The organism is Paracoccus zhejiangensis (assembly GCF_002847445.1).
In the GTDB taxonomy this organism is placed as follows: Bacteria; Pseudomonadota; Alphaproteobacteria; order Rhodobacterales; family Rhodobacteraceae; genus Paracoccus; species Paracoccus zhejiangensis.
Map to the genome: position 1 here is coordinate 3,246,143 of NZ_CP025430.1, position 19,292 is coordinate 3,265,434.

At 65.6% G+C, this 19,292-nt stretch carries 18 protein-coding genes; 3 read left to right on the forward strand and 15 right to left on the reverse strand.

Annotated features, from left to right (window positions below):
* Position 1: 1 nt before the first annotated feature.
* From pcaG to pcaC, 3 genes are read right to left on the reverse strand one after another with little or no spacing between them, the layout of a single operon-like run.
* Entirely contained in the window at positions 2 to 622 is a 621-nt protein-coding gene (gene pcaG, locus CX676_RS15700) for a protocatechuate 3,4-dioxygenase subunit alpha (protein WP_101753452.1), read from the reverse strand.
* A gap of 2 nt (positions 623 to 624) precedes the next feature.
* On the reverse strand, positions 625 to 1,341 hold the full coding sequence (pcaH, locus tag CX676_RS15705) for a protocatechuate 3,4-dioxygenase subunit beta (RefSeq protein WP_101753453.1): 717 nt from the start codon (positions 1,339 to 1,341) through the stop codon (positions 625 to 627).
* Positions 1,338 to 1,742, reverse strand: a complete 405-nt coding sequence (gene pcaC / locus CX676_RS15710; RefSeq protein ID WP_101753454.1) for a 4-carboxymuconolactone decarboxylase — start codon at positions 1,740 to 1,742, stop codon at positions 1,338 to 1,340. Before pcaC ends, pcaH begins: the two co-directional genes overlap by 4 nt.
* Positions 1,743 to 1,825: 83 nt before the next feature.
* Between pcaC and CX676_RS15715 the strand changes: the two genes are divergently transcribed.
* Positions 1,826 to 2,728, forward strand: a complete 903-nt coding sequence (locus CX676_RS15715) for a LysR substrate-binding domain-containing protein (protein WP_198590215.1) — start codon at positions 1,826 to 1,828, stop codon at positions 2,726 to 2,728.
* Here CX676_RS15715 and CX676_RS15720 read toward each other — a convergent pair.
* The 6 genes from CX676_RS15720 to CX676_RS15745 all read right to left on the reverse strand — a co-directional run bounded on the left by CX676_RS15720 (position 2,725) and on the right by CX676_RS15745 (position 9,702).
* A complete protein-coding gene (locus tag CX676_RS15720; protein WP_101753456.1) occupies positions 2,725 to 4,602 on the reverse strand; it encodes a bifunctional sugar phosphate isomerase/epimerase/4-hydroxyphenylpyruvate dioxygenase family protein in 1,878 nt (625 codons plus the stop codon). The two genes, CX676_RS15715 and CX676_RS15720, sit on opposite strands and share 4 nt — an antisense overlap.
* The gene (locus CX676_RS15725; RefSeq protein ID WP_101753457.1) at positions 4,599 to 5,456 is read right to left on the reverse strand and encodes a shikimate dehydrogenase family protein; all 858 of its coding nucleotides are present in this window, start codon (positions 5,454 to 5,456) and stop codon (positions 4,599 to 4,601) included. Before CX676_RS15725 ends, CX676_RS15720 begins: the two co-directional genes overlap by 4 nt.
* On the reverse strand, positions 5,456 to 6,973 hold the full coding sequence (locus CX676_RS15730) for a tripartite tricarboxylate transporter permease (protein WP_101753458.1): 1,518 nt from the start codon (positions 6,971 to 6,973) through the stop codon (positions 5,456 to 5,458). Before CX676_RS15730 ends, CX676_RS15725 begins: the two co-directional genes overlap by 1 nt.
* 1 nt (position 6,974) lies before the next feature.
* Positions 6,975 to 7,544 carry a tripartite tricarboxylate transporter TctB family protein gene (locus CX676_RS15735; RefSeq protein WP_101753459.1) on the reverse strand — a complete coding sequence of 190 codons (570 nt, stop codon included), beginning with the start codon at positions 7,542 to 7,544 and terminating at the stop codon, positions 6,975 to 6,977.
* Positions 7,545 to 7,648: 104 nt separating this feature from the next.
* Positions 7,649 to 8,653 (reverse strand): Bug family tripartite tricarboxylate transporter substrate binding protein, encoded by a 1,005-nt coding sequence (locus CX676_RS15740; RefSeq protein ID WP_101753460.1) that lies wholly within the window; start codon positions 8,651 to 8,653, stop codon positions 7,649 to 7,651.
* Positions 8,654 to 8,775: 122 nt separating this feature from the next.
* Positions 8,776 to 9,702 (reverse strand): LysR family transcriptional regulator, encoded by a 927-nt coding sequence (locus CX676_RS15745; RefSeq protein ID WP_101753461.1) that lies wholly within the window; start codon positions 9,700 to 9,702, stop codon positions 8,776 to 8,778.
* Between the two features lie 110 nt (positions 9,703 to 9,812).
* Between CX676_RS15745 and CX676_RS15750 the strand changes: the two genes are divergently transcribed.
* The gene (locus CX676_RS15750) at positions 9,813 to 11,486 is read left to right on the forward strand and encodes an FAD-dependent oxidoreductase (RefSeq protein WP_101753462.1); all 1,674 of its coding nucleotides are present in this window, start codon (positions 9,813 to 9,815) and stop codon (positions 11,484 to 11,486) included.
* Positions 11,483 to 12,289, forward strand: coding sequence for a sugar phosphate isomerase/epimerase family protein (locus CX676_RS15755; RefSeq protein WP_101753463.1), 807 nt, complete (start codon positions 11,483 to 11,485; stop codon positions 12,287 to 12,289). Before CX676_RS15750 ends, CX676_RS15755 begins: the two co-directional genes overlap by 4 nt.
* On the opposite strand, the gene CX676_RS15760 is transcribed toward CX676_RS15755, so the two are convergent.
* The 6 genes from CX676_RS15760 to CX676_RS15785 form a co-directional block, all read right to left on the reverse strand.
* Positions 12,286 to 13,455 carry an iron-containing alcohol dehydrogenase gene (locus tag CX676_RS15760; protein WP_101753464.1) on the reverse strand — a complete coding sequence of 390 codons (1,170 nt, stop codon included), beginning with the start codon at positions 13,453 to 13,455 and terminating at the stop codon, positions 12,286 to 12,288. The genes CX676_RS15755 and CX676_RS15760 overlap by 4 nt on opposite strands.
* Positions 13,452 to 14,840 (reverse strand): aldehyde dehydrogenase family protein, encoded by a 1,389-nt coding sequence (locus CX676_RS15765; protein ID WP_101753465.1) that lies wholly within the window; start codon positions 14,838 to 14,840, stop codon positions 13,452 to 13,454. The genes CX676_RS15760 and CX676_RS15765 overlap by 4 nt, the downstream gene beginning before the upstream one ends.
* A 23-nt stretch (positions 14,841 to 14,863) precedes the next feature.
* Positions 14,864 to 16,225 (reverse strand): glutamine synthetase family protein, encoded by a 1,362-nt coding sequence (locus tag CX676_RS15770; protein ID WP_101753466.1) that lies wholly within the window; start codon positions 16,223 to 16,225, stop codon positions 14,864 to 14,866.
* Positions 16,226 to 16,300: 75 nt separating this feature from the next.
* Positions 16,301 to 17,341, reverse strand: coding sequence for a type 2 periplasmic-binding domain-containing protein (locus CX676_RS15775; RefSeq protein WP_198590362.1), 1,041 nt, complete (start codon positions 17,339 to 17,341; stop codon positions 16,301 to 16,303).
* Positions 17,342 to 17,436: 95 nt separating this feature from the next.
* Positions 17,437 to 18,774: a TRAP transporter large permease gene (locus tag CX676_RS15780; protein ID WP_101753467.1), complete on the reverse strand. Its 1,338-nt coding sequence runs from the start codon at positions 18,772 to 18,774 to the stop codon at positions 17,437 to 17,439.
* On the reverse strand, positions 18,771 to 19,283 hold the full coding sequence (locus CX676_RS15785) for a TRAP transporter small permease subunit (RefSeq protein WP_101753468.1): 513 nt from the start codon (positions 19,281 to 19,283) through the stop codon (positions 18,771 to 18,773). The genes CX676_RS15780 and CX676_RS15785 overlap by 4 nt, the downstream gene beginning before the upstream one ends.
* Positions 19,284 to 19,292: the final 9 nt, after the last annotated feature.

Sequence of the window (19,292 nt, forward strand, 5' to 3'; positions counted from 1 at the left end):
CTCAGATGTCGAAGAAGACGGTTTCGTCATCGCCCTGAAGGCGGATGTCGAAGCGATAGACGGGGATGCCGTCGCGCATCTCGCGCGTGGCGATCAGCGTGGCGCGGCGCTTTTCCCATTCGATCAGGTTGATGACCGGGTCCTTGGCATTGGCCTCGGTCTCGTCGCCGAAATACATCCGGGTGTTCAACCCGATATTGATGCCCCTCGAGACGAGCCACAGGTTCAGATGCGGCGCCATCAGCCGGCCATTGCGGCCCATGACCGGGCCGGGCTTCACCGTATCGAAGCCCCATTCGCCGGTGTCGAAATCGGTGATCACCCGGCCCCAGCCGCGAAAGCCCTCTTCGACCTCGCCGCCGCCTTCGGGATGCGCGTAATGGCCCTCGGCATTGGCCTGCCAGACCTCGATCAGCACATCCTTGACCGGGCTGCCGATGCCGTCGATCACCAGACCCTCGACCCGGATCCGCTCGCCCTTGGCATTCGGCCCGGCAATGTCCCAGCCCAGTTCCTCGCGGTAGATGTCGAACCCCGCAGCCCCCGGCGCAAGCCCGATATGGACATAAGGGCCAGCGGTCTGCGAGGCGCTTTCACGAAGATAATCAAGCTTCTGTGCCATGCTCAGTTCCCCTCCGGCCGATTCTCGAAATAGGTCGACCGCCGCCCGCGCAGCACGATGTCGAACTTGTAGGCGATGCTGTCCAAGGGCACGGTCGCGTTCAGATCCAGCTTCGCGGTCAGTTGCTCGATGGCGTCCTGATCGGGGATCGTCGCCACAATCGGACATTTCGCGATCAGCGGATCGCCTTCGAAATAGAGCTGGGTGATCAGCCGCTGGCTGAAGGAATGGCCGAAGACCGAAACATGGATATGCGCCGGCCGCCAGTTGTTCACCCAGTTGCGCCAGGGATAGGCGCCGGGCTTGATGGTGCGGAATACATAGCGCCCCTCGGCATCGGTGATGGTCCGCCCGCAGCCGCCGAAATTCGGATCGAGCGCGCCCAGATAGGTATCCTTCTTGTGGCGATAGCGGCCGGAGGCATTGGCCTGCCAGATCTCGACCAGCGTATGCGGCACGGGGCGGGCGTTCTCGTCCAGCACCCTTCCATGGACGATGATCCGCTCGCCCACCGGATCACCGGATTTGGCATAGTTGCGGATCAGGTCATTATCGACCCGGTCGATGTCATTGTGACCGAAGGTCGGGCCGGTGATCTCGGACGCCGATTGCTGCAGCGAGATCATCGAATAGCGCGGGCTGCGCGCCACCGAGGTCTTGTAATCCGGGGTCAGCGCGGGCGGGTGCAGGCGCCGGTCGCGTTGGTAATATTCTCTCATTTCTGCTCCTCCTCGGCGGCGTCCATTTCGGCATAGGTCTGCTTGGCCAGCTTCAGCGCGTGGTTGGCGCGCGGCACGCCGGCATAGATGGCGACATGCTGGAAGGCCTCGGCCACGTCGCGGCGGCTGGCGCCGGTGCGGGCGGTGGCGCGGATATGCATCGGGATTTCCTCGAAATTCCCGGTCGCGGCCAGCAGCGCCAGCGTCAGCATGGATCGCTCGCGCAAGCTGATCGCCTCGCTGGCCCAGACCGTGCCCCAGGCGCCTTCGGTGATCATGGTCTGAAAGGGCGCGTCGAGGTCGGACTTGGCGGCCTCGGCCCGGTTCACATGGGCATCACCCAGAACGCGGCGGCGGACAGCCATGCCGGCCTCATGACGGGATTGCGAATTGTCTTGCATCAGAAATCCTCCTGTCCATAACTTAGCCGCCATGATCCAGCCGCGATAATGCAAAATGGGGCAATTTTCATAACCATATGATTATGCATCCCGGCGTCAAACTGCGGCATCTGCGCGCCTTCGCCGCCATTGCGGATGAGGGCAGCCTCTCGGCTGTCGCCCGCGCCCAAGGCATCACCCAGCCGGCGCTGAGCCGCACGCTGGCGGAGCTGGAGGATCTGATCGGCCTGCCGCTTTTCAGCCGCGAGAACCGCCGGCTGGTGCTGACCCAGCAGGGCGCGGTGTTTCGCCGTCATGTCCATCGGGCACTGCAGGCGCTGGATGCGGGGGCGGCGGCGCTGCGGCCCGGTAATAGCGCCGGGGTGATCCGTGTCGGCATCCTGCCCACGGCGGCGACGCGGTTGTTTCCGCTGGTGGCGCTGCGTCTGCGCGAGATCGCGCCCGAGCTGTTGCTGAAGATCGAGACCGGGCCGCATACCTATCTGGTGCGTCTCTTGCGCGACGGGCAGATCGACCTGATGGTCGGTCGGATGCCCGATGCCGGCGAGATGGCGGGGCTGGCCTTCCAGCATCTCTACGAGGAAGAGGTCGTGCTGGTCGCCCGCGCCGGCCATCCGCTGGCCGATCTGTCCCCGCGCGACTTGCTGCGGCAGGTGCCGGTGGTGCTGCCGCCCGAAACAGCGATCATCCGCCGCCCGGTGAACGAATACCTCGCCGCGCTGAACCTGATCGGGTTGCGTCCGGCTTTCGAGACGGCGGCGCTCGCCATTGGCCGGGGCATTCTGGCGGCCTCGGATGCGGTCTGGTTCATCTCGCGCGGCGTGATCGGGGCCGAACTGGATCGCGGCGATCTGGTCGAGATCCCGACCGGGGTGCGGTTCCTCTCGGGGGCGGTCGGGCTGACCTATCGCCAGTCGGGGGCGCCGGTGCCGGGGCTCGATCTGCTGATGCAGCTGGCTCAGGACGGTGCGGCCCCACATGGCTAGCGCCGGGGCACGGCGGCGGGGCGGGTGCCGCGCTTCTGCGCCGCGATGCGGAAGGGGGCATTGGGTGCGCCGTAACCCTGGTAGCCGTTTTCGCGCTGGATGATCTCGAAGAAGAAGCCGCCGGGCTGGGTGGCAGAATAGAACTGGAAGAAACGGCCCCTCTCGTCCTCGTCGTAAAGCACGTTCGCGGCATGCATCCGGGCGACCAGATCGGCGGAAAGGCCGAACCGCGCCGCCACATCGTCATAGTAATTCGCCCCGATCTGCAGCACCGGAAAGCCGCGCGCGGCCATCGCGTCCGCCGTGGCGAAGATGTCATCCGTGGCCAGCGCCACATGCTGGACCGATGAGCCAAAACTGTCCGCGATGAAGCGCCCGGCCAGCGTGCCCCGCGCCTCGGCCCCGTTCAGGGTCACCCGCAGCCCGCCCGATTGCACCGCTTGGCTGCGCACCAAACCGGCGGGGTCGGCCACATCTACCATTGGCGCCTTCTTCGCGTCGAAGATCGAGGTATAGAACAGTGACCAACTGAGCATTTCGTCATAGGCCATGGTCTGGGCGATATGGTCGATGCCGGTCAGGCCGGCACCCGGCGGGGCGGCTTCGGTGGTGAAATCCACATCCCAGATGCGCCCGAGGTCCGAGGTCGCATCAAGAAACCGGATCATGCTCCCGCCGACGCCGCGAATGGCCGGGATCGATAGCTCGCCTTCGCGGTTAGCCTGCGGATGCGGTCGTGCCAGCAGCGCGGTGGCCCGATCGAACGCCGCGCGGGCATCGGGCATCATCAGAGCGATTTCCGAAACCGTGGTGCCATGGGCGACATAAGAGCTGCCGGCAAAGCCCTCGCTGTCGGTGTTGACCAGCACATTCGCGCCGCCCTGCCGCCACAGCGTGACGGGTTTCGAGACATGCCGCCCGGCGCGCGAGAACCCCAAGGCGCCCAGCATGGTCTCTAGCGCCGGGGCATCGGCCTCGGACGTGGCGAATTCGATGAACTCGATGCGCTCGACCTGTTCCGGGGCAGGGAAGGGCGGCAGATCGACCGGGAGGGCCGGTTCCTCGCGCCGCACCTTGTCCATCGTCGCGATCAGGCTGCGATGGCCGTCCTGCGCCACCAGCCGGGGCAGGCCGGCGCGGAACTGGTCGTTGAAGATCTCGAGGCTCAGGGGCCCGTCATAGCCGGTGGCCGCGACCGCGCGCATGAAGCCCGACACGTCCAGATCGCCTTCGCCCGGCATGTTGCGGAAGTGCCGCGACCAGTAAAGCAGGTCCATCGGGATGGCCGGCGCATCGGCCAGCTGCACGAAGAAGATGCGATCGCCCGGAATGCTGCGGATGCTGGCCGGATCGACGCCCCGGCCAAGCGTGTGGAAACTGTCGAGGATCAAGCCGACATTCGGGTGATCGGCCCGGCGCACCACTTCCCATGCGTCGCGGTGGTCGTTGATATGGCGGCCCCAGCACAGGGCCTCGAAGCCGACGCGGACGCCGTGTTTCCGGGCCAGTTCGCCCAGCTCGGCGAAATCATCGGCCATGCGGCTGATGCCGCCAAGCGCCGCCGGATGGACCGAGGAGCAGACGAGGATAAGATCGGTGCCCAGCTGGTTCATTAGCTCGAACTTGCGCTCGGCCCGGGCGAAGGCGCGGGCGCGCAGCGGTTCGGGCAGGCCCTCGAAATCGCGGAAGGGCTGGAACAGGGTGATCTCCAGCCCGGCCTCGCGGACCATGCGGCCGACATCCTGCGGTGCATGGTCCGAGGCGATGAAATCCTGCTCGAAGATCTCGATCCCGTCAAAGCCGGCAGCGGCAATGGCATCCAGTTTCTCGGTAAAGCTGCCCGAGATCGAGACCGTGGCGATCGAGGTCTTCATACCACTTCTTCCGTCGTCATCAGCTCGTGGCGCAGCGCGGCGGTATCAAGCGGCAGGCCCGCAAACAGCTTCCAGGCGTGGACGCCCTGGAAGAAGAACAGTTCCCAGCCCGAGACGACCTTCAGCCCATGCGCTGCCGCATCGGTCAGGAATTGCGTGTCGGGCGGGGTATAGACGGCATCGAAGGCCCATTCGGCGCCCGCCAGAGCCTCGCCCGCGATGGGCGTACCCTCGTAGCCGACCATGCCGACCGGGGTGCAGTTGATCACCCCCTGCACGCCCTTGGCGGCGGCTTCCGCATGGTCATGGACGCTGACCGTCATCGAGGGCGCGGCGCGGCGCAGGTCCTCGGCCAGCGCCTCGGCCTTGGCCTGATCGCGGTCGACCAGCCGCAGCGCCGAGGCGCCAAGCGCGATCAGCCCGAAGGCCACGGCGCGACCGACACCGCCGGTGCCGATCATCAGCACTGCGCCGGGCGGGGTCTCGCCGCGCACCAGCCGATAGGCCGAGACGAAGCCCGAATAGTCGGTGTTGTGGCCTTCGGGGCCGTTTGCCCCGAAGATCACCGTGTTGACGGCACCGATGGCACGAACCAGCGGATCATCGATCCTGACCTTGGCCGCCCCGCGCTCCTTGTAGGGATAGGTGACGTTGATGCCGCGGAACCCGCCCTTGGCACAGTCGGCAAAGACCTGATCGAAATCCTGACCGAGATCACGCGGGATCAGCCGGCGATAGCTGACCTCGACCCGGTTCTGCCGCCCCGCCAGCACATGCAGCAGGGGCGAGCGCGAGCGGGCGATATTGTCGCCGATCAGGCCCAGTTGCAGGGTCTTGGTGTCGGTCGTGGTCATCACCGTGCCTCCTCGTTGCGGGCGGGCAGCAGCCGTGCCTTGAGCCGGGTCCAGAGCGGGGTCTGGCTGAAGAAGATAAAGATCACCGCGAGGAACAGGATCAGCGACAGCGGGCTGGTGACGATGCCGTGGAAGAAGCGGCCCAGATCCTCGCGTTCTGAAATGATCGCCCGTCGCCAGTTGTCATCCAGAAGCCGCGACAGGATCACCCCCAGGATCACCGGCCCCAGCGGATAGCCATAGGTGCGCATGAAGTAACCCAGCACCCCGAACGCGAGCATCCAGTAGACATCGGTGATCGAGTTGTTGGTGGCATAGGCGCCGACGATGGAGAGCAGCATGATCATCGGGATCAGCACGGCGCGCGGCATCTCCACGACCTTGGTGAACAGCTTGATGCCGGTCAGGCCGAAGATCAGCATGAAGAAGTTCGCCACCACCAGCGATCCGACGATGAACCAGAACATGTCCGGCTGTTCGACCATCAGCATTGGGCCGGGGTTCAGCCCGTGGATGAAAAGTGCGCCGATCATGATGGCGGTGACCGCATCGCCGGGTATGCCAAGCGTCATCATCGGAATGAAGGCCCCGCCGACGGCGGCATTGTTGGCGGTCTCGGGGGCGACCAGCCCCTCGATCGCACCCTTGCCGAAGGGCCGCGACGGCTTGCGGGTCACGCGCTTGGCATGGTCATAGGCCATCAAAGCGGCGATATCGCCCCCGGTGCCCGGCAGCGCGCCGATGATGACCCCGATGCTCGAGGTCTGCAGCGACAGCGGCAGGTATTTCTTGATCGTGCCAAAGCTGGGGACGATGCGGGTGATCTTCTGCTTGATCGCCGGGGTATCGAGATGGTGCAGTTGCGCCAGCGCCTCGCTGACGCCGAACATGCCGATCATCACCGCGATGAACGAGATCCCCGACTGCATCAGCGGCAGGTCATAGGTAAAGCGGCCGGTGAAGGTCAGCGGGTCCATGCCCACCATGCCGATCAGGATGCCGAAGGCGCCCGAGAAGATGCCCTTGACGAGGCTTTCCCCCGACAGCGAGCCGACCAGCAGGATGCCGAGGATCGCCAGCAGCATGTAGTCGCGCGGCTGGAAGGTCAGGGCGAATTGCGAGACCGAGGGTGCGGCCAGCGCCAGCACGATGATGCCGATGAAGCCGCCGAAGAAGGACATGACCGTGGTGATGCCGATGGCGGTGCCGGCCTCGCCGCGTTGTGCCATGGGATAGCCGTCCATGGCCGTGGCGATGGCCGAGGGCGCGCCGGGGATGTTCAACAGGATCGCCGTGCGCGAGCCGCCATAGACCCCGCCCATGAAGATGCCGATCATCAGCGCGATGGCCGGATGAACGTCCCAGGAGAAGGTGAAGGAAATCAGGATCGACACCGCCATGGTGACCGAAAGGCCCGGGATGGCGCCGATATAGACCCCGGCAAAGGTACCAAGCGCGACCAGCGACAGAAGCTTCAGGTCGGTGAAGACGGTGAAGAAGGCTGAAAGGGCATCCATCTCAGGCACCTCCGCCGATGAGGTTGCGGAAGAACTGCAGCATCTCGGCCTCGGGGAAGATGCCCGAGGGCATCAGCACGGTGAAGATGATGCGGAACACGACGTAGATGATGACGAGGACGAGGAAGGAAACGCCAAGCGTCTTGACCCAACCCTGCCGCCAGAGAAGCTTGATCGAGATGGTCAGGAACAGCATCGAGGTCGGCAGGAAGCCGAGCGGCTTCAGCAGCAGGCCATAGCAGACCAGCAGCACCGCCATGATGACCAGCGCCATCGGCAGGATGTTCTGCCCGAAGGTCTCGCCGGAAACCGGCGGCAGCTTGATGGTGCGCAGCATGATGAGGCCACCGGTGATGACCATGATCAGGGTCGTGACCATGGGCAGCGTGCCGGGCGCCGACAGCGCCTCGAAGCCCGAGATGTCATAGGCGCTCCAGAGCAGGAACAGGCTTGCCAGAAGCAGCAGGATGGTGAAACCGGCCTCGCCCGGGCGACGGGTGTCGCGGGCATGTTCATGAAGATCGGTGACTTCGTCCTGCAGCGCCTCTGTGTCGTGATCGGTCGGGGACATGGCACCCTCCTTGTCGCACAGGTTTCAGGATCTTGGCGCGGGCCGTCTGCTGGCGCGCCGGATCGCGCGGGGCCGGTATGGCCCTGCGCGCTGGTCGTTTGGGATTACTCGGCCGGTTTGGCGATGCCGAACTCTTCGGGCGAGGATTTGGTCAGACCGGCATCCTGCATCAGCCAGGCGGTGGTCGACTGCCAGCCATCGAGGAAGGTCTGCGCCTCGGCGCCGCTGAGGTTCAGCGAGGTAAAGCCGCGATTCTTCATCAGCTCGAGGAATTCCGGCTGTTCGGCGGCTTCCTTGTAAGCGGCGGTCAGCTTGGCCACGGCGTCATCGGGGGTGCCGGCCTTGACGAAGATGCCGAAGAACGGACCCCAGGGCAGGTATTTGTCATAGCCCGCATTGGCGGCAAGCGCGGTCGGCACATCGGGCAGGGCCTCGACGGGTTCTTCCTCGAACACGACCAGCGGCTTCATCGCGCCGGCCTTGATCCCCTCGATCGCCGCACCCAGAACGGCGGGCATCACGTCGATGGCGCCACCTTGCAGCGCGGTCAGCGCCGGGCCGTCGCCGTCATAGGGAACGAAGATCACGTCCTGCTCGCCCTCGACCGCGTTGATCATGGCGGTGACCACCGAGGGCAAGCCGCCCGGGCCGGTCGAGCCAAAGCGCAACTCGCCGGGGTTTTCCTTGATATAGGCCAGCATGCCCGCGTAATCGTCGAAGGGCGCATCCTTGCCCGCAACCAGGATCGGCGTGCCGCGCGCCAGCACGTTCACCGGCACGAAGTCGCTGTAATCCTTCTGGCCCAGGCCCATGACCTTGTAGAGCAGCGGGTTTTCCGCGCCCATCAGCAGGGTATAGCCATCGGCATCGCCCGCCGCGACCTGGTTCAGCGCGATGGCGCCGACGCCGCCGGTGATGTTCTGCATGACGACGGTGCCGCCCAGAACCTCTTCGGCATGGGGCGTCACCGCGCGCATGACCGTATCGGTCGAGCCACCGGCGCCCCACTGGATGATGCCGGCGATTTCCTTGCTGGGATAATCCTGCGCCACGGCGCCGGTTGCGGTCAGCGCGAGGGCCGAGACGGCGCCGAGAATGAGATGTTTCATGGTGTTCCTCCCTTGGATCTTGTGAAGACGGGCTGCTCCTCCACCCGTTCTGGCCATCATCGCGGAGAAGGTGGCGTAACGTCAAATACCCAGATCATCGCGATGTTAACTTAATGTTAATCTCACTTGGTGACGGTCGTGTCAAAGGTGCCCTGCGCGGCGGCGGTCAGTTCCTTTCGGAACCGCTCGATGGCGTATTCGGCAAAGCCCGACAGCGCCCGGCCTTTCTTGTGCGACACATAGACGGTGACGCCCGATGGCTCGGCCAGCGGGCGGCGGACGAGGCCGGGCATATAGACCTCGGCCACGGAAAAGGCATCGATCAGCGCGACGCCCAGCCCGTGCCGGACGAGGCTGACCACGGTCTGCGCAAAGCGCCCACGCATGGAATGCACCGGCTCGATCCCGGCGGTCCAGAAGGGCTCACTCAGCTTGGCGCCGTAAGGATCGCCCGGATCGACCCCGATCAACTGCTCGCCCGCCAGATCGTGGACCGAAATCACCTCCTGCGCCGCCAGCGGGTGATCCTCGGGCAGGATCACCACCAGACGCGCCTCGGCCAGCTTCTCGTTCTCGATCCCGGCATTGTCGACCGACGAGCTCATGATGACGAACTCGCCGCGTTCCAGCAGCAGGTAATCCACGGTCTCCTCGATCTTCAGGATGTTCAGGTCGATGAAGAGGTCGGGATAACGCCTGCGGATCGAGCGGATGGCACGGGCGGCGATGAACTGCGCCACCGAGGGGGCCGAGGCAAAGGCCAGCCGCACATCCTCGCCCTTTTCCAGCGAATTGATCGCCAGCTGCAGGTTCTCGACGCCCTTGTAGACATTGCTGATCTGCTCGAAGACCGCGCCCGCCTCGACCGAGGGGATGAAGCGTCCGGCGCGGCGTTCGAACAGGCGGATGCCAAGCGATTCCTCGGTATGCTTGACCAGTCGGCTGATGCCGGGGGCCGAGACATTCAGCTGTTCCGCCGCACCGCTGATGGTGCCGCGCATCATCACGGCACGGATGACCTCGACCTGGCGCAGGGTGATTTCACGCATGGAGACTCGCCTCCCGGGGTTCAGATTAACACCGGGTTAATCTGCCTGCCAAATGGATATTTGACGTTAGGGTGCTGCCGCCCGACCCTGAGCATCGACAAGGGGGGCGCATGGCCGAAGGGGTTGATCTGATCGTTCTGGGCTCGGGCGCGGCCGGCCTCGCGGCGGCGGTGACGGCGGCGCATCTGGGGCTGCGGGTCACGGTGCTGGAAAAGGCCCCGGTCATGGGCGGCACCTCGGCTTGGTCGGGCGGCTGGATCTGGGCGCCGGGCAATCCCGTCGCCCGGCGTGCGGGGATTCGCGAGGAGGATGGCGCGCCCCGCCGCTATCTCCAGGCCGTGCTGGGTGCAGAGTTCGATCCGGCCCGTGTCGATGCCTTCCTCGCCGCCGCGCCCGAGATGGTCGCCTTCTTCGAGACCCGGACCGCGCTGCAATTCGACGGGGGATTGCACATTCCCGACACCTATTCCGACCAGCCCGGTGCCGGAACTGGCGGGCGCTCGGTGATCGCCAAGCCCTATGACGGGCGCAAGCTGGGCCACGCGATCCGGTTGCTGCGCGAGCCCTTACCGGAGACCACGCTGCGCGGGCTGACCATCCAGTCGGGGGCGGACCTGAAGGCGTTTCTCACGGCCACCCGTTCGGTCCGCAGTTTCGCCTATGTTGCCAGCCGTGTCGGTCGGCATATCGTCGATCTGGCGATCCATCGCCGCGGCATGCAGTTGCGCAATGGCAGCGCGCTGATCGCCCGGCTGCTCCGCTCGGCGCTGAAGGTGGGCGTTGAGCTGCGGACCAATGTTACCGTCACCGCGCTGATGCGCGAGGGCGCGCGCGTCATCGGCGTTGAGACCTCCGCCGGGCCGCTGATGGCCGCGCGTGGCGTGGTTCTGGCCACCGGCGGCTTTCCCCATGACGCCGCCCGCCGCGCTGCGCTGCTGCCTCGCGACGGCGAGCATCTGACGCTGGCTGTGCCCACGGCCACCGGCGATGGCGCGCGGCTGGCCGAGGCCGTTGGTGCCGCCTTTCGCGCGAATGCCGCGCAGCCCATGGCCTTTTGCCCGGTTAGTCGGGCGGTCTGGCCCTCGGGCCGGGTCGGCGGCTTTCCCCATATCATCGATCGCGGCAAGCCCGGGCTGATCGGCGTGCTGGCCGATGGCCGGCGCTTCTGCAACGAGGGCCTGGGCTATCACGACTATGTCCGCGACATGCTGGCAGCGATCCCGGAAGACCAGCCCGCGCGGTCATGGCTGATCTGCGATCACCGATTCATCCGCCGCTATGGCTTGGGCATCGTGCGGCCCGCGCCGCTGCCGCTCGGGGGCTGGCTCCGCTCGGGCTATCTGAAGCGCGGCGCGACGCTGGCCGAACTGGCCGCAGTGACGGGGATCGATGCCGAGGGGCTGGCGCAGACCGTTGAACGCTTCAACGCCCATGCGGCGCGGGGCGAGGACCCCGATTTCGGTCGTGGCAGCACCGCCTATATGCGTTTGCAAGGCGATGCCGGGCAGAAGCCGAACCCCTGCCTCGTCCCGATCGAGCGCGCGCCCTTCTACGCCGTCGAGGTTGTACCCGGCAGTTTCGGCAGCTTTGCCGGCCTTGCCACCGATGCCGAGGCGCGAGTGCTGGACGGCGTGGGCGCGCCCATTCCCGGCCTCTATGCCGCCGGCACGGACAGCCTGAGTGTCTTTGGCGGACACTATCCGGCGGGCGGGATCAATCTCGGCCCGGCCTTGACCTTCGGTTTCATCGCCGCGCGCCATGCGGCAGAAGGGGCGACCCCATGACCCACCGGCTGTCTGTCGCGCACCTCTCCGCCATCACCCTGCCGCCGCCCGACTTCATCGAGGCCGCCGCTGTGGCCGGTTTCGATGGTGTCGGCCTGCGCCTGATGCGGGTGACCGAGGACAGTCCGGGCTATCCGCTGATGGAGGATCCCGCGCTGATGCGGGCGACCCTGGCGGCCTTGCGCCAGACCGGCCTTGCCCTGCGCGACATCGAATTCGTGAAGATCACGTCCGAGATCGATATTGCGGCTCTGGCCCCGCTGCTGGATGCGGGGGCCGAGCTTGGCGCCGCGCAACTGATCGCCGCGCCCTATGACGATGACCTCTCACGTCTGGCGGATCGCCTCGCCGCGCTGTCAGACCTCGCGCGCTCGCGCGGGATCGGCGTGGTGCTGGAGTTCTTTCCCTGGACCGTGGTGCCCGATCTCGCCGCCTGCTGGCGCGTGGTGCAGGCGGCGGGCGAGGGCGTCGGGATGCTGGTCGACAGCCTGCATATCGACCGCTCGAATTCGGACCTCGCGCTTCTGCGGCAGATCCCGCCCGACCGGCTGCCCTTTGCCCATCTCTGCGACGCGCCGCGTCTGCCTGCCTATGACACCGAAGCGCTGCTGATGACCGCGCGTGCCGAGCGGTTGCCACCGGGCGAGGGACAAATCGATTTGCAGGCCTTCGTTGGCGCCCTGCCCAAGAACATCGACCTGTCGCTCGAGGTGCCGATGACGCGGAGGCTCATGGCCGAGGGCGGCGCGGCGGTGCTGCGGCACATCCATGCCGCAACCGTGGCCTTCCTCGACGCCCGCTAGCGGGCGTCCTGCATGGCGGCGTCGAACAGCGCGCGGGTATTCTCGCGCGTCATCTCGATCGGGTTGCCGCCGCAGGACGGGTCTTCCAGCGCCATCTCGGTCAACTCGTCGAGTCGGCTGGCCTCGACGCCCATCTCCGCCAGATTGCCGGGAATGCCCAGCTCGGCCCGCAGCTCCATCACCCGCGCGCGGAAGCCGTCGAAGCCGCCGGAAATCCCCAGATAATCGGCGGCGCGGCCGATCCGCTCCTCGATGGCGGCGCGGTTGAAATCCAGCACCATCGGCATGACCACGGCATTGGTGGTGCCGTGATGGGTGCCATAGACCGCGCCGACCGGATGGCTCAGCGAATGGATCGCGCCCAGACCCTTTTGAAACGCCACCGCGCCCATGGCGGCGGCGCTCATCATCTGCGACCGGGCCTCGATATCGTCGGGGACGGCATAGGCGCGGGGCAGGTTTTCAAGCACCAGCCGCATCCCTTCCAATGCGATGCCCTGCGACATCGGGTGATAGAAGGGGCTGGAATAGGCTTCCAGACAATGGGCGAAGGCGTCCATGCCGGTGCCGGCTGTGATGGCGCGGGGCATGCCAACGGTGAGTTCCGGGTCGCAGATGGTCACCGTGGGCAGCAGTTTCGGGTGGAAGATGATCTTCTTCTTGTGGGTGGCGCTGTTGGTCAGCACCCCGGCCCTGCCAACCTCGGAGCCGGTGCCGGCGGTGGTCGGCACGGCGATGATCGGCGCGATGGTGGCGGCATTGGCGCGCGTATACCAGTCGCCGATATCCTCGAGATCCCAGACCGAAACCGGTTGATCGACCATCAACGCGATCATCTTGCCCAGGTCCAGTGCCGAGCCGCCGCCAAAGCAGATCACCCCGTCATGCCCGCCAGCGCGATAGACGGCCAGCCCGGCCTCCATATTGCCCTCGTTCGGATTGGGATCGACCTCGCTGAAGACCGCGCGGCCAAGCCCGCTAGCCTCGAGGCTGTCCAGCGCGGCAGCGGTGATTGGCAGGCCGGCCAGTGCGCGGTCGGTCACGAGCAGCGGGCGGGTGATGCCGGCGCCCTTGCAGAGGTCAGGCAGTTCCGAAATGCGGCCGGCGCCGAACTTGATGGCGGTGGGATAGGACCAGTTCGCCCGTGGGCTTTGGCTGGGGCTCATGAGGTGACCTTTTTCAGATGGAAGGATTTGGGCCGGGTGACGGCATGAAAGCCAAGCGCCGACAGGCTGGCGCCGCGGCCGGTATCCTTGACCCCGGTCCAGCACAAAGCCGGGTCCAGATAGTCGCAGCGGTTCATGAAGACGGTGCCGGTCTCGAGCCGGTCGCCGATCTCCGCTGCCCGGTCGGGGTCGGCGGTCCAGATCGAGGCGGTCAGCCCGTAATCGCTGTCATTCATCAGGGCGATGGCCTCGTCATCGCCCGAGACCTTCATGATGCCGACGACCGGGCCAAAGCTCTCCTCGCGCATCACCCGCATGTCATGGGTCACGTCGACCAGCACCTGTGGCGCCAGATAGGCACCGCCGTCATCGCCGGGAACATCGCCGGGCGCAATCAGCGGGCGCGCGCCCTGGGCCACGGCCTCGTCCACCTGATCGCGGACCACGCGGGCAAAGCGCTGATGCGCCATCGGTCCCATCGTCGTCTCGGGATCGGTCGGGTCGCCCAGCTTCAGGCTGCGGGTCCAGTCGGCGGCCTTGGCGACGAATTCGTCATAGAGGCTTTCGTGGACATAGATCCGCTCGATCCCGCAGCAGCATTGCCCGGAATTGAACATCGCCCCGTCCATCAGCCCGTTCACCGCCGCATCCAGATCCGCATCGGCGGCGACATAGCCGGGGTCCTTGCCGCCCAGCTCCAGCCCGGTGCCAGTAAAACCTCCCGCCGCTGCGCGCTCGATCGCCTGCCCACCCGCCACCGAACCGGTGAAGTTCACGAAGCCGAACAGGCGTTCGGAGATCAGCGCCTCGGTGGTGGCATGGTCGAGGACGAGGTTCTGGAACACATCGGCCGGCACGCCGCCGGCCTGCATCGCCTCGGCCAGCCGCTCGCCCGCCAGCAGGGTCTGGCTGGCATGTTTCAGCACCACGGCATTGCCGGCGATCAGCGCGGGCACGATGCCGTTGATCGCGGTCAGGAAGGGATAGTTCCAGGGCGCGATGATGAAGACGACGCCAACAGGGGCACGGTGCAGCTCGCGGCGGAAGCGGTCGCTGTCCTCGACCACCTCGGGCGCGAGAACGTCGGGCGCGATCCGGGCCATGTAGTCGGCGCGCTCGCGCACGCCGCCCATCTCGCCGCCATAGCGGACCGGGCGGCCCATCATCCGCGCCAGTTCCGGCACGATCTTGTCATTCATGGCGATCAGCGCCGCGACCCCGGCCATCACCTTCTCGATGCGGTCAGTCAGCGGCAGGGCGGCCCATGCCGGTTGCGCGGCCTTGGCGCGGGCGATGGCGGCGCGCGCGGCATCGGGGGTCAGCACCGCGCGCTCGGCATAGACTGTGCCATCGACGGGAGAGATCAGCTTGATCGTGTCAACCATGTGTCAGCGTCCATTTCTGCGCCTTACGCGCGTTCGAATCCGCGGGCGACTTCCCAGTCACTGACCACGCGGTTCTGCTCCTCTATCTCCCACAACGCGGCGCGGTGGTAGTGGCGGACCACATCCTCGCCAAAGGCGTCGCGCAGCATGTCGGATGCCAACGCCGCCTCGGCCGCGTCGCCAAGGGTGCGGGGGATCTGCGGGGCATTGGCGGATTGGTAGATGTCGCCGGTCAGCGGCGGGCCAAGGTCCATCTGCTTTTCCACCCCGTCGAGGCCGGCCGCCAGCAGGGCGGCACAGGCCAGGTAGGGGTTCAGGTCGGCCCCGCCGATGCGGCATTCGATGCGGACGGCATTGGTCCCCTCGCCGCAAAGGCGGAAGCCGGCGGTGCGGTTGTCCACGCTCCAGACCGTGCGGGTGGGGGCAAAGGTGCCGGTGACGAAGCGCTTGTAGCTGTTGATGTTCGGGGCGAGGAACAGGGTGATTGCGCCGGCATGGGCCAGTTGTCCGGCGACATAGGATTTCATCAGCGCCGACATGCCGAGCGGGTCTTTCTTGTCGGCGAAGGCGTTCTTGCCGCCCTTGAACAGCGACTGGTGGACATGGGACGAACTGCCGACCTTGTCGTGGTTGTATTTCGCCATGAAGGTGGCGGCGTGGCCGGCCTGACGCGCGATCTCCTTGGTCGCCATCTTGATCAGCACATGCATGTCCGCCGTATCCAGCGCATCGGAATAGCGGGCGTTGATCTCGTGCTGTCCGCGCTCGGCCTCGCCTTTCGAGCATTCGACCGGCACGCCGGCACCGTAAAGCCCGTTGCGCAGGGCGCGCAGCACGGTCTCGGCCTCGGATGTCTCGGTGATCGCATAGTCCACGTTGTAGCGCGGCGAGGGCGTCAGCGGGCGATAGCCCGTGTCGAACAGTTGCTTGTAACTCTCTTCGAAGAGAAAGAACTCAAGCTCGGTCGCCATCTGTGGTTCAAACCCCATCTCGCGGGCGCGGGCGACCTGGCGGGCGAGGATGCTGCGCGGGGCATGGGGAACGGGCTGATGCGTGTGATGGTCCAGCAGATCGACCATGCAAAGCGCCGTGCCGGGTGCCCAGGGCAGGCGGCGCAGGGTGGCGAGATCGGGGCGCATGGTGTAATCGCCATAGCCCTTGTCCCAGCTGGCCGAGGCATAGCCGGGAACGGTGGACATTTCGTAATCGGTGGCCAGCAGATAGTTGCAGCTGTGGGTTTCCTCGTGGCTGTCGAGGAAATGCTGGGCGTGGAAGCGCTTGCCCATCAGCCGGCCCTGCATGTCGACCAGCGCCACGGCCACGGTGTCGATCTCGCCGCTTTTCACGGCCGTCTTGAGACTGCTGAGCGTCAGGTTGGCGGGCATCACGTCCTCCGGTCGGATGAACCGGGCGCAGGGTGCTGCGCCCGGCAGGATCAGGATAGCGTCAGGCAGAGAGGATCAGCGATAGGGATAGCCGGCCTTTTCCATATTGGCGGCATAGGTCTTGAAGGCCTGAACCACCTTTCCGGCGCGCTCGCTGCTGCTGGCGACCTCGTCCCAGAAGCCCTCGGCATCCTTGTTCACCTGCGCCCATTCCTCGTCGGGCAGGCTGGTCAGCTCCATCTTCTCGCCCTCGACGCGCAGCTTGGCCTCGCCGCCCCAATACCAGACATTGCGATAGTAATGGGACTGGTCGATGGTGATGCGGAACAGCTCCTGTAGATGCGGCGGCACCTTTTCCCAGCTGGCAGTATTGGCGAAATAGCTGCCGAACCACGCGCCGGTCACCGAGTTGGTCAGCGCGTATTTGCAGACATCGGCCCAACCCACCTCGTAGGCCTCGGTAAAGCCGCACCAGGCGACGCCGTCGAGTTCCCCGGTCTGCATGGCGACTTCGACGTTGTCCCAGGGGATCGTCACCGGGATCAGGCCATAGCGCGACAGGAACTTGCCAGCGGTCGGCACGCCGAAGACGCGCAGGCCCTTCATGTCGGCAAGGCTGCGGATCGGCTTGTCGACGGTGAAGATGTGCAGCGGGTCCCACGCGCCCGAGGACAGCCAGGTGACATTGTCGACCTCGCCGTAAGCCTCGGCCCAGATCTCGTTCAGGCCGTAATATTGGAACAGCGCCGCCACATCGAGGCTGTAGCGGGTGGCAAAGGGGAAATAGCCGCCGAAGACCGAGATATCGACCGGCGAGGCCATGGTCGCCTCGTCCGACTGCACCGCGTCCAGCGTGCCGTTCTGCAGTGCGCGGAACAGGTCGGCGGTGGGAACGAGCTGGTCGGCATAGTAGAGCTCGATCTCCATCTCGCCATTGGCGGCGGCGTTGAAGGCCTCGATCTGCGGCTTGATGACATGGGCGCCAAGCGGGGCGCCAGAATAGGTCTGCAGCCGCCACTTGATCGGCGCGCCCTGCGCCAGCACGGCGGGGGCGGCCAGCGTCGAGGCGGCGGCGCCAAGGCCAGCGCGTTTCAGGAAGGTCCGGCGGCTGGACAGGATCCGCTCGGACGGGGTCATCGGGGTCTCGGTCATGTTATCCTCCGTTGTTGGGTTTATGGGGCCCTCTTCGCGGGGTCTTGGATCTTGGGGGACTATCCCCGGACGTTCATCTGCTCGGGCAGCCACAGCGCGATGCCGGGCCAGATCATCACCAGGATGATGGTCAGCATCATCATCAGCGCGAAGGGCCAGATCGAGCGATAGATATCGACCAGCGTGATTTCCTTGGGCGCGAGCGAGCGCATCAGGAACAGGTTATAGCCGAAGGGCGGCGTGATATAGGCGATCTGGCAGGTGATGGTGTAGAGGACGCCGAACCAGATCAGCTGGTTGTCGATCCCCAAATCCAGCGATCCGACCAGCGGCACGTAAAGCGGCGCGACGATGACCAGCATGGCGGTGTCATCCAGAAAGATGCCCATCAGGATGAAGCTCAGCTGCATCATGATGATGATCTGCCAGGGACCCAGATCCCAGGTGTTCAGGAACAGGTTCTCGATCGCCCTGACAGCGCCAAGCCCGTCGAAGACCGCGCCAAAGGCCAGCGCCGCGAGGATCAGCCACAGGAACATGCAGCTGACCGACAGCGTCTTGATCGATGTCGACTTGATCAGCGCCCATGTCACCCGGCCCTTGACCAGTGCCGCCAGCGTCGCCGCTGTCGCCCCCACGGCCGAGCTTTCCACCAGCGAGGTATAGCCCATGACGAACAGCCCGGTCATGGTGAAGAAGATCAGGAAGGGGATAATGCCCGCTCGCGCCAGCGCCAGCTTTTCCGACATCGGCATGTTCAACTCGGCCTCGTCCACGGTCGGCGCGAGCTTCGGGTTCAGCTTGGCGCGGATGAGGATGTAGACGACGAACATGGTTGCCATCAGCAGGCCCGGGACCAGCCCGGCGAACCACAGTTTCGACACCGGCTGACGCGCGATCATGCCGTAAAGCACCATCACCACCGAGGGCGGGATCAGGATGCCAAGCGACGAGCCGCCCTGCACCACGCCCGAGATCAGCACCTTGTCGTAACCCCGCCGCAGCATCTCGGGCAGGGCGATGGTCGCGCCGATGGCCATGCCGGCGACCGAGAGGCCGTTCATGGCCGAGATGATCACCATCAACAGGATCGTGCCCACGGCCAGCCCGCCGGGCAGGCGCCCGAACCAGACATGCAGCATCTTGTAGAGATCTTCGGCGATGCCCGATTCCGACAGGATGTAGCCCATGTAGATGAACATCGGCAGGGTCAGCATCGCGTACCAGTTGAACAGCTTGAACACCTGGTTGAAGGGCAGCTCGATCGCGCCCTGCCCATAGAGCAGCAGCGCCGCCCCGGCGGCGACGAAGCCGATGGCGGCAAAGACCCTCTGGCCGCTGACCAGAAGCAGCACCATCGAGGCGAACATCAGAAGGGCAATCGCCTCGTAGCTCATGCGATGGGCTCTCCGCGCAGGGTGGCGATATGCTTGAAGACCAGCGAGAAGGCCTGCAGCAGCATCAGGACAAGGCAGGCCACCATCAGCGCCTTGATCGGGATGACCGAGGGATTCCACATCGAGAACCGCCGCTCGTCCGTGGCGATGGCATATTGCAGGCTGGAGATGGAGCCGGCCAGCATGACCCCCAGGTAGAAGATCAGGCACCAGACGGTGACCAGGTCCAGCCGCGCCTTGCCGCGTTCGGAGAGATGCGAATAGATCAGGTCCATCCGCACATGCTCGTCATTCTTCAGCGTGAAGGGGCCGCCGAGGAAGTAATAGGCGGCCAGCGTGAACTGGGTCAGCTCGATTGCCCAATGGACCGGGATGTTCAGCACGTTGCGGGTGACCGCGTCCAGCAGCAGGGTCGCCACCATGACGAAGATCAGCGAGGCGGCGAGCCAACCCGACCAGTCGCTGAGCCGGTCGACGATACGCACATAGTTGCGGATGATTCCCGGCATGATCGCTGT

Excerpts from the sequence above, each read along its gene's own strand:
- CX676_RS15780 (WP_101753467.1), bottom strand. The coding sequence starts at position 18,774 with ATGAGCTACGAGGCGATTGCCCTTCTGATGTTCGCCTCGATGGTGCTG.
- CX676_RS15720 (WP_101753456.1), bottom strand. The coding sequence starts at position 4,602 with ATGAAGACCTCGATCGCCACGGTCTCGATCTCGGGCAGCTTTACCGAG.
- CX676_RS15765 (WP_101753465.1), bottom strand. The coding sequence starts at position 14,840 with ATGGTTGACACGATCAAGCTGATCTCTCCCGTCGATGGCACAGTCTAT.
- CX676_RS15745 (WP_101753461.1), bottom strand. The coding sequence starts at position 9,702 with ATGCGTGAAATCACCCTGCGCCAGGTCGAGGTCATCCGTGCCGTGATG.
- CX676_RS15715 (WP_198590215.1), top strand. The coding sequence starts at position 1,826 with ATGCATCCCGGCGTCAAACTGCGGCATCTGCGCGCCTTCGCCGCCATT.
- CX676_RS15740 (WP_101753460.1), bottom strand. The coding sequence starts at position 8,653 with ATGAAACATCTCATTCTCGGCGCCGTCTCGGCCCTCGCGCTGACCGCA.
- CX676_RS15755 (WP_101753463.1), top strand. The coding sequence starts at position 11,483 with ATGACCCACCGGCTGTCTGTCGCGCACCTCTCCGCCATCACCCTGCCG.
- CX676_RS15770 (WP_101753466.1), bottom strand. The coding sequence starts at position 16,225 with ATGCCCGCCAACCTGACGCTCAGCAGTCTCAAGACGGCCGTGAAAAGC.
- pcaG (WP_101753452.1), bottom strand. The coding sequence starts at position 622 with ATGGCACAGAAGCTTGATTATCTTCGTGAAAGCGCCTCGCAGACCGCT.
- CX676_RS15730 (WP_101753458.1), bottom strand. The coding sequence starts at position 6,973 with ATGGATGCCCTTTCAGCCTTCTTCACCGTCTTCACCGACCTGAAGCTT.
- CX676_RS15785 (WP_101753468.1), bottom strand. The coding sequence starts at position 19,283 with ATGCCGGGAATCATCCGCAACTATGTGCGTATCGTCGACCGGCTCAGC.
- CX676_RS15760 (WP_101753464.1), bottom strand. The coding sequence starts at position 13,455 with ATGAGCCCCAGCCAAAGCCCACGGGCGAACTGGTCCTATCCCACCGCC.
- CX676_RS15750 (WP_101753462.1), top strand. The coding sequence starts at position 9,813 with ATGGCCGAAGGGGTTGATCTGATCGTTCTGGGCTCGGGCGCGGCCGGC.
- CX676_RS15725 (WP_101753457.1), bottom strand. The coding sequence starts at position 5,456 with ATGACCACGACCGACACCAAGACCCTGCAACTGGGCCTGATCGGCGAC.
- CX676_RS15735 (WP_101753459.1), bottom strand. The coding sequence starts at position 7,544 with ATGTCCCCGACCGATCACGACACAGAGGCGCTGCAGGACGAAGTCACC.
- pcaH (WP_101753453.1), bottom strand. The coding sequence starts at position 1,341 with ATGAGAGAATATTACCAACGCGACCGGCGCCTGCACCCGCCCGCGCTG.
- pcaC (WP_101753454.1), bottom strand. The coding sequence starts at position 1,742 with ATGCAAGACAATTCGCAATCCCGTCATGAGGCCGGCATGGCTGTCCGC.